This is a genomic window from Inquilinus sp., from assembly GCF_039594555.1.
Lineage (GTDB): Bacteria > Pseudomonadota > Alphaproteobacteria > DSM-16000 > Inquilinaceae > Inquilinus.
The window spans coordinates 1-8,960 of record NZ_JBCNNF010000292.1; the positions used below are offsets into that span (position 1 = coordinate 1).

The window sequence follows — 8,960 nt, forward strand, 5'->3', positions numbered from 1 at the left end:
GCCGCCTTCTCCCAAACTGTCATCCTCGGGCTTGACCCGAGGATCCAGGGGCTTTCAAGAGCCGCTCCCGGTGGCCCCTGGATTGCCGGGTCAAGCCCGGCAATGACAGTGTGGGAAGGAGCGTTTCTTGAGCTATCCGTTAAGCGCCCGCCAGGCCTGGGCGAAGGCGGCGGCGGTGGCGGCGACCTCGGCCGCGGTCATGCCGGGCTTGTAGAGGGCGGAGCCGAGGCCGAAGCCGGTGGTGCCGGCGTCGCGATAGGCCGCCATCCGGTCCGGCGTGATGCCGCCGACCGCGATCAACGGCACCGACGCGGGCACCACGGCGCGCCAGGCCTTCACCACCGCCGGCGGGATCGCCTCGGCCGGGAAGAGCTTCACCGCGTCGGCCCCGGCCTTCAGCGCCGCGAAGGCCTCGGTCGGGGTGGCGGCGCCGGGGGCACAGGCCAGGTTCAGCCGCTTCGCCTCGGCGATCACCTCGACATCGGCATGCGGCATGACGATCAGGTTGCCGCCCGAGGCCTGCACCCGGGCCACGTCCTCGCGCTTCAGCACCGTGCCGGCGCCGATCAGCGCCTGCTGCCCGAAGTGGTCGGCCAGACGGCGGATGCTGTCGAAGGGAAGCGGCGAGTTCAGCGGCACCTCGATGCAGCGGAACCCGGCCTCGACCAGGGCGCCGCCGATGGCCTCGACCTCCTCCGGCTTGACGCCGCGCAGGATGGCGACCAGGGGCAGCCCGGCGAGGGAATCGTGCAGGGACAGGGTCATGTCACACCAGCTCCGCGTGCTTGGCCAGGCGCCACAGCGCCCGGACCGTGGTGTCGGCCGGGGCGATGCGGCTGCGCAGCCCGGCGGCCTCGATCGCCTCGGCATAGCGGGCCGACAGCTCGGCGCCGCCAACGATGGTGACCTCCTCGGGCGCGGCGCCCGTGGCGGCCGCGACCGTGGCGCGGGCGTCGGCCACCTCGGCCCCGATCAGCAGGCCGGAGAGGTAGGATCCTGCGGCCTTCGGCTCCAGCTCGCCGAACAGGCCGAGCGTTCGGGCGCTGAACAGCCGGCGCAGCAGCCCGCCGCCGGCCGTGGATCCGACCGACAGGCCGCGGCGGAAGGCCGGCTGGTCATAGGCGCGGCCGTCCATCAGCCGGCCCAGGATGCTGTGCTCGGCCAGCACGGCGAAGGCCTCGCCGGTCATCGAGGTGGCGAACCAGGCAATGCGGCCGTCCTCGGCCAGGGCCCATTTGCTGTGCGTGCCGGGCAGGACGTAGAGGCGGCGGCCGGCGGCCGGCGCGTCGCCCAGGATCTGCACCTCCTCGCCGCGCATCACGTCGGGGATGCCGTCGGCGTCGACCCGGCTGACGCCGGGGACGATTCGCAAGGAGATGCCGAGCGAGGTCGGGACCTCGATCAGGCCGGCGACCAGGGCGGCCTCGTCGGCCGGGCAGTTGGCGTAGGGCGCCTCGGCCCAGCCCTGCCGGCTGCCGATCATGCCCGAGGCGATGGCGGCGGTAGGGTTCCACTTCTCAGCGATCTGCCGGAACACGGCGTCGAAATCGCCGCCCGGGACCTTGAGGATGCCGAGCGGGGCCGCGGCCTCGTCCCGCACGGCGCCGTCGGCGTCGAGCAGCCAGGCGCGGAGCGAGGAGGTTCCCCAGTCGAGGGCGACGATCATGATGTCGATCCGGAAGAAAATGGTCGGAGCGGCGAGATTCGAACTCGCGACCCCTTGCACCCCATGCAAGTGCGCTACCAGGCTGCGCTACGCTCCGACCGGGGGCCACCGCCGGGTAGGCCAGGCGGTGAGCGGGCGGGACTATAGCCACCGACCCGCGCCTATGCAACGGCGATGCGGCTCAGCCCGCGCTGGCCTCGGCGATGGCCCAGAAATCATCGGCCTTCAGGCTGGCGCCGCCGACCAGGGCGCCGTCGACATTCGGCACCGCCAGCAGATCGGCCGCGTTGCCGGGCTTGACCGAGCCGCCATAGAGGATGCGGATGCCCGCCGCCTCGGACGGAACGCGGGCGCCCAGCGCGGCGCGGATATGGGCGTGCACCTCGGCCACGTCGGCCGCGGTCGGGGTACGGCCGGTGCCGATGGCCCAGACCGGCTCATAGGCGATCACCGTATTCTCCGCCGTCGCGCCCCGCGGCAGCGACCCGGCGATCTGCCGGCTGCAGACCTGCAGCGCCCGGCCGTCGTTGCGTTCGGCCTCGGTCTCGCCGATGCAGATGATCGCGACCAGCCCCTCGGCCTGCGCCGCCGCCGCCTTCTCGGCCACCACCAGGTCGATCTCGCCATGGTCCTGGCGCCGCTCGGAATGGCCGACGATGACGTGGCTGCAGCCGAGATCGGCCAGCATCCGCGCCGAGATGTCGCCGGTATGGGCGCCGTCCTGCGCGGTGTGGCAGTCCTGGCCGCCGACCCACAGGCCACTGCCCTGCACCGCATCGGCGATCGGCGAAATGATGGTGGCCGGCGGGCAGATCAGCAGGTCGAAGGCCGGGTCGACCGTGCGGGCCAGCCGCAAAGCGAGATCGCGGGCCAGCGCGGTGCCCTCGCTGCGCAGCAGGTTCATCTTCCAGTTGCCCGCGATCAGCTTGCGCGCCATCGGCCTCTCTCCGCTGGTTTCCCCAATGTCGCCCTTGATGTACCAACCCGGGCGCCGCGACGCCATATGGACTCCAGTGCGACGCCAGGGGCACGCCTTGTGCATTGCTGCCCGAGGAGGCCGCACCTATGATGCGCGGCCCAAACCGCCCGGGAGCCCGGCGCGGCAGTGTCCTTTGTTTACGGTCGTCATGCTGCAGATCCTCCGCCACAAGGCCGGCTCCATCGTCGTCAAGGTGCTGTTCGTCCTCCTGATCCTCAGCTTCGCGATCTGGGGCGTCGGCGACATCTTCCGCAACCGGAGCCAGTCCGACACCGTGGCCACGGTCGGCGACGTCACGATCAGCCTGGGGCAGCTCGACACCCAGTTCCGGACGATCGCCCAGCGCCAGCGGATCCCGATGTCGGTCGCCCAGCAGCTCGGCCTGCCGCGGCAGGTGCTGGACAACATCATCTCCGGCTCGCTGTACGACCAGTTCGCCGCCGATCTCGGCTACACCCTGTCGAATGACGCGGTCGCCGACGCGGTGCGCAACGATCCGGCGTTCCGCGACCCGGCCACCGGCCAGTTCAGCCGCGACCGCTTCCTGCAGCTGCTGCAGGCCAACGGCACCAACGAGGCCGGCTACATCGCCTCCACGCGCGGCCAGCTGCAGCAGCGGAACGTGATGCAGGCGCTGTTCAGCGGCGCCGAGCCGCCGCAGGCCCTGGTCGACCCGATCACCAAGTACCGCCGCGAGGCCCGCGTGGCCGACACGGTTACGCTGCGCAACGCCGACCAGAGCGGCGTGCCGCAGCCGACCCAGGCGGACCTCGAGGCCTATCACAAGGATCATGGCGACAAGTTCCAGTCGCCCGAGTACCGGACGCTGAGCCTGGTGCTGCTGAAGACCGACGAGTTCGCCAAGTCGGTGACGGTATCGGAGGACGAGGCCCGCACCGCCTACGACAAGAACCAGGCGAACTACCAGAAGCCGGAGATGCGCCGCTTCGACCAGGTGATCGCGCCATCCAAGGCGCTGGCCGACCAGATCGCCACGGCGGTGCGCGGCGGCAAGCCGGTGCAGCAGGCGGTCGACGAGTCCGGCAATGCGGCGGTCAAGCTGATCCCGGTCGATTTTACCGCCAAGTCGGCGATGCCGATCCCGGCCCTGGCCGATCCGGGCTTCGCCCTGGCCCAGGGCCAGGCGACCGACCCGGTGCAGTCGCCCTTTGGCTGGCACGTGCTGGTGCTGACCGGCGTCCAGGCCGCCCGCACCGTGCCCTTCGACGAGGCGCGCGCCGGGATCGAGGCTCAGCTGAAGCAGAGCAAGGCCGCCGACGCGCTGTACGACGCCGCCAACAAGTTCGAGGACGCGCTGGCCGACAACGTGCCGATCGACAAGGCAGCGCAGGAGTTCGGCTTCACCGTCACCACGGTTCCGGCCGTGGCCCAGGACGGGACGACCCAGAGCGGCCAGCCGCTGCCGGCCCTGCCCGGCCAGGCGCAGGTGCTGCAGGCCGCCTTCCAGCTGCAGCAGGGCGATGTCAGCCCGATGGGCACGGTCGACGACAACACCTCCTTCATCGTCCGGGTCGACAGCATCATCCCGCCGGCCACCGAGCCGCTGGCCAAGGTGCGGGACGAGGTCGCCGCTGCCTGGACCGAGCAGAAGCAGGCCGATGCGGCCGCGGCGCTGGCCGCGGAGGTCGCCAAGCGCCTGGCCGCCGGCGAGGCCGCGGCGGACGTGGCCAAGGCGGTCGGCGGGCAGTATGCCGAGACGCCGGCGCTGCTGCGCGACGGCAGCAATGCCGGCGCTGTTCCGGCGGCGCTGGTGCGCGACCTGTTCGCGGCCCAGGTCGGCGGCACCGCCACGGCCGAGACCCCGGGCGGCCGAATCGTCGCCCGCCTGACCAAGGTCGAACCCGCCAAGCCCGACGCCACGGCAGAGGCTGCCGTGAAGCAGGATCTGCAGCGCGGCCTCGCGGTCGATGTCGGCGACGGCCTGGACCAGGCGCTGCGCGCCCGGTATGGAGTCACCATTGACCAGGCGGTCCTCGCCCGGTTGAACTACCAGGAATGATGTTGATGCATCCCCTCGCGGCGTCGCTGCGCCCCATCGCCGGACCTCGTCCGGCGGCCCCGTCCTCCCGGCGTGGAGTGGCGGTGGGCTGGCGCTGGACGGATGCGGGGGCCGCGGCCGGCTGGCAGCGGGCGGGCGGCGGGGAGCGATGGCGTGGCGGCGACCGTTCCGCCTTTGCCCATCTCCTCCCGATCGCTACAGGTCACCACCATGCCGGAATCCACGGCGTTTGACGCCTTCGCCGACACCTATCGGGCCGGCAAGCCCCAGGTTGTCTGGACCCGTCTCGTCTCCGATCTCGACACCCCCGTCTCGGCCATGCTCAAGCTGGCCGGGGACGAGCCCTATTCCTTCCTGCTCGAATCGGTCGAAGGCGGTGCCATCCGCGGCCGCTACAGCGCCATCGGGCTGCGCCCCGACCTCATCTGGCGCTGCCGCGGCGACGCGGTCGAGATCAACCGCAAGGCGCTGGCCGATCTCGGCACATTCGAGCCGGTCGCGAAGGCGCCGCTCGACAGCTTGCGCGACCTGATCGCGGAATCGCGCATCGACCTGCCGCGCGGCTTCCCGCCCCTGGCCGCCGGCCTGTTCGGCTATCTCGGCTACGACATGGTCCGGCAGATGGAAGTGCTGCCCGACACCAACCCGGACACGCTGGGCGTGCCGGATTCGATCATGATGCGGCCGACCATCGTCTGCGTCTTCGACACCATCGCCGACGTGGTCACCATCGTCACCCCGGTGTTCCATGACCCGGCCGTGACGGCCGAGAAGGCGCATGAGGCGGCCTGCGAGCGGCTGTCGGACGTCGTTGCCCGCTTCGAATCCAGCCTGCCGCATCGCGAGGCGGCGGCCGAGGGCACCCTGCCCGCCCTGCCCGAGCCGAGCTCGAACATGACGCGGGAGGAGTATCACGCGATCGTCGAGCGGGCGAAGGAGTACATCCGCGCCGGCGACATCTTCCAGGTGGTGCTGTCGCAGCGCTTCTCCCTGCCCTTCACCCTGCCGCCCTTCGCCCTGTACCGGGCGCTGCGGCGGCTGAACCCGTCGCCCTTCCTGGTGTTCCAGAACTTCGGCGACTTCGCCATCGTCGGGTCGAGCCCGGAGATCCTGGTGCGGCTGCGCGACGGCGAGGTCACCATCCGGCCGATCGCCGGCACCCGCCCGCGCGGCGCCACGCCGGAGGAGGATGTGGCGCTGGAGCAGGACCTGCTGGCCGACCCGAAGGAGCGGGCCGAGCATCTGATGCTGCTGGATCTCGGCCGCAACGATGTCGGCCGGGTGTCGCAGATCGGCACCGTCAAGGTGACCGACCGCTTCATCATCGAGCGCTATTCCCACGTCATGCACATCGTCTCCAACGTCGTCGGCCGGATCACGCCGGACAAGGACGCGGTAGCGGCGCTGGCCGCCGGCTTCCCGGCCGGCACCACCAGCGGCGCGCCGAAGGTACGGGCGATGGAGATCATCGACGAGCTGGAGGTGGCGCGGCGTGGCGTCTATGCCGGGGCGATGGGCTATTTCGGCGCCAATGGCGACATGGACACCTGCATCGCCCTGCGCACCGCGGTGGTGAAGGACGACACGCTTTATATCCAGGCTGGCGGCGGCGTGGTCGCCGATAGCAGCCCGGAGGGCGAGTATCAGGAGACCCGCAACAAGGCCCGGGCGCTGGTGCGCGCCGCCGAAGATGCGGTACGCTTCGCCAACCGGCCGCGCAACGGCAACCGGCCCATGGGTCATGTCTGAGAACCGCAACCCTTCGCAGCAGCATCGATGGTGAGGCCGGCCGGATAACCGCCGCTCCTCTCCATCCTCTTGCCTCGAAAGGGCAACTCCATGCTTCTGCTGATCGATAACTACGACAGCTTCACCTACAATCTGGTGCATTACCTCGGCGAGCTTGGGGCGGACACCGAGGTTCGCCGCAATGACGCGCTGACGGTCGACGAGGCCCTGGCGCTGCGGCCCGACGGCATCGTCATCTCCCCCGGCCCTTGCGACCCGGACAAGGCCGGCATCTGCATGGACCTGATCCAGGCTGCCGCCGGAAAGGTGCCGGTGTTCGGCGTCTGCCTCGGCCACCAGGCGATCGGCCAAGTCTTCGGCGGCAGGATCGTCCGGGCGCCGGAGCCGATGCACGGCAAGATCAGCCCGGTGCATCACCATGGCGGCGGCGTGCTGGCGGGCCTGCCGGACAATTTCGAAGCCACGCGCTACCACTCCCTGACCATCGCGCCGGAGACCATGCCGGACAGCCTGGAGGCCACGGCCTGGACCGCGGACGGGGTGATCATGGCGCTGCGCCACAGGACCCTGCCGATCCACGGCGTGCAGTTCCATCCGGAGAGCATCGCCTCGCAATACGGCCACAAGATCCTGCAGAACTTCCTGGCCATCGCGGAGCGGCGGAACGCGGCATGACGACCGAGATGCGACCCTTCATCGCCAAGGCCGCGCTCGGCACGCCGCTGGACGCGGCCGACGCCCGCGCCGCCTTCGAGATCATCATGTCCGGCGAGGCGACGCCGGCGCAGATCGGCGGCTTCCTGATGGCGCTGCGCGTCCGCGGCGAGACACCGGAGGAGATCGCCGCCGCCGCCCGGGTGATGCGCGACAAGGCCGTGACCATAGACGCGCCGGCGGGCGCCATCGACTGCTGCGGCACCGGCGGCGACAATTCAGGCTCCTACAACGTCTCGACCGCCGTGTCCTTCGTGCTGGCCGGCGCCGGCGTGCCGGTGGCCAAGCACGGCAACCGCGCCGCCTCCAGCCTGACCGGCGCTGCCAATGTGCTGGCCGAGCTGGGCGTCAATGTCGAGGCGCCGCCGCAGGTGATGCGCGAGGCGCTGTGGGAGGCCCAGATCGGCTTCCTGTTCGCGCCGCTGTACCACAGCGCCATGCGCCATGTCGGCCCGGCGCGGCAGGAGCTGGGCACCCGCACCATCTTCAACCTGCTCGGGCCTTTGGCCAACCCGGCCGGGGTGAAGCGCCAGCTGCTCGGCGTCTTCGCCGAGGCCTGGATCGAGCCGGTGGCCCATGCGCTGGGCCAGCTGGGCAGCGAGGCCGCCTGGGTGGTGAACGGCAGCGACGGGCTGGACGAGATGACCACCACCGGCCCGACCGCCGTCGCCGAGCTGCGCGGCGGCCAAGTGCGCCGCCTGACCGTGACGCCGGAGGATGCCGGGCTGCGCCGCGCGGTGCCGGAGGACCTGAAGGGCGGCGACCCGGCGACCAACGCCGCCGCCCTGCGCGCCGTGCTGGGCGGGGCGCACGGTGCCTACCGCGACATCGTGCTGCTGAACGCCGCAGCCTGCTTCATCGTCGCCGATCGGGTGTCTACATTGCCGGACGGCGCCGCGCTCGCGGCCCGGACCATCGATGACGGATCGGCCGCCCGTGTCCTCGAGCGGCTGGCCCGGATCACCAGCCAGGGAACGGCATGAGCGACACCCTCACCCGCATCGTCGCCGACAAGCGCCGGCACATCGAGGCCCGCAAGGCGACGGTGCCGCCGGCCGAGATGAGCCGGCTGGCGGACCTCGCCGACCGGGCCGCGCCGCCGCGCGGCTTCCTCGCGGCGCTGCGCCGGGCGCAGGCCGAAGGCCGCTACGGCCTGATCGCCGAGATCAAGAAGGCGTCGCCGTCGAAGGGCCTGATCCGCCCGGACTTCGACCCGCCTGCCCTCGCCCGCGCCTATCGCGACGGCGGCGCCACCTGCCTGTCGGTGCTGACCGACGTGCCCTACTTCCAGGGCGCCGACGAGTACCTGACCGCCGCCCGAAACGCCGTCGAGCTGCCGGTGCTGCGAAAGGACTTCATGGTCGATCCTTACCAGATCACGGAGGCCCGGGCGCTGGGCGCCGACTGCATCCTGCTGATCATGGCGGCGCTGGACGACGCCACCGCCCGCGATCTGGAGCAGGCGGCGATCGACCAGGGCATGGACGTGTTGGTCGAGGTGCATGACGCGGCCGAGCTGGATCGCGCCTTGAAGCTGCGCTCGCCGCTGCTCGGCATCAACAACCGCAACCTCAAGACCCTGCAGGTCGACCTCGCCACCACCGAGGCGCTGGCGGCGCAGGTGCCGGGCGACCGGCTGCTGGTGGCGGAGAGCGGCCTGTTCACCCCGGCCGACCTGGCCCGCATGGCCCGCGCCGGCGCCACCACCTTCCTGATCGGCGAGAGCCTGATGCGCCATGACGACGTCGCGGCCGCCACTCGGGCCTTGCTAGCCCGTGAGGCGAAGTCGAGCGCCGCATGACCGGGCCTCAGATCTCCCCGGAACGAACGGG

General features: G+C 71.2%; 8 protein-coding genes and 1 tRNA gene. 5 read left to right on the forward strand and 4 right to left on the reverse strand.

Features of this window, described 5'->3' with window-relative positions; translation table 11 throughout:
• Nucleotides 1-132: 132 nt before the first annotated feature.
• From ABDW35_RS25645 to tpiA, 4 genes are all read right to left on the reverse strand, one after another.
• Nucleotides 133-765: a 2-dehydro-3-deoxy-6-phosphogalactonate aldolase gene (locus tag ABDW35_RS25645; RefSeq protein ID WP_343716698.1), complete on the reverse strand. Its 633-nt coding sequence runs from the start codon at nt 763-765 to the stop codon at nt 133-135.
• A gap of 1 nt (nt 766) precedes the next feature.
• Entirely contained in the window at nt 767-1,666 is a 900-nt protein-coding gene (locus ABDW35_RS25650) for a 2-dehydro-3-deoxygalactonokinase (protein WP_343716699.1), read from the reverse strand.
• Nucleotides 1,667-1,686: 20 nt separating this feature from the next.
• Nucleotides 1,687-1,763: transfer RNA gene (locus ABDW35_RS25655), tRNA-Pro, on the reverse strand.
• An 84-nt stretch (nt 1,764-1,847) separates the two neighbouring features.
• Nucleotides 1,848-2,603 (reverse strand): triose-phosphate isomerase, encoded by a 756-nt coding sequence (gene tpiA, locus ABDW35_RS25660; protein WP_343716700.1) that lies wholly within the window; start codon nt 2,601-2,603, stop codon nt 1,848-1,850.
• Nucleotides 2,604-2,793: 190 nt separating this feature from the next.
• Between tpiA and ABDW35_RS25665 the strand changes: the two genes are divergently transcribed.
• The 5 genes from ABDW35_RS25665 (at nt 2,794) to trpC (ending at nt 8,929) form a co-directional block, all read left to right on the forward strand.
• Complete coding sequence (locus tag ABDW35_RS25665) at nt 2,794-4,665, forward strand: peptidyl-prolyl cis-trans isomerase (RefSeq protein WP_343716701.1); 1,872 nt, start codon at nt 2,794-2,796, stop codon at nt 4,663-4,665.
• Between the two features lie 210 nt (nt 4,666-4,875).
• Nucleotides 4,876-6,414, forward strand: a complete 1,539-nt coding sequence (gene trpE, locus ABDW35_RS25670; RefSeq protein ID WP_343716702.1) for an anthranilate synthase component I — start codon at nt 4,876-4,878, stop codon at nt 6,412-6,414.
• 90 nt (nt 6,415-6,504) lie between these two features.
• The gene (locus ABDW35_RS25675) at nt 6,505-7,089 is read left to right on the forward strand and encodes an aminodeoxychorismate/anthranilate synthase component II (RefSeq protein ID WP_088153166.1); all 585 of its coding nucleotides are present in this window, start codon (nt 6,505-6,507) and stop codon (nt 7,087-7,089) included.
• The gene (gene trpD, locus ABDW35_RS25680; protein WP_343716703.1) at nt 7,086-8,111 is read left to right on the forward strand and encodes an anthranilate phosphoribosyltransferase; all 1,026 of its coding nucleotides are present in this window, start codon (nt 7,086-7,088) and stop codon (nt 8,109-8,111) included. The genes ABDW35_RS25675 and trpD overlap by 4 nt, the downstream gene beginning before the upstream one ends.
• Nucleotides 8,108-8,929, forward strand: a complete 822-nt coding sequence (trpC, locus tag ABDW35_RS25685) for an indole-3-glycerol phosphate synthase TrpC (protein ID WP_343716704.1) — start codon at nt 8,108-8,110, stop codon at nt 8,927-8,929. Before trpD ends, trpC begins: the two co-directional genes overlap by 4 nt.
• Nucleotides 8,930-8,960: the final 31 nt, after the last annotated feature.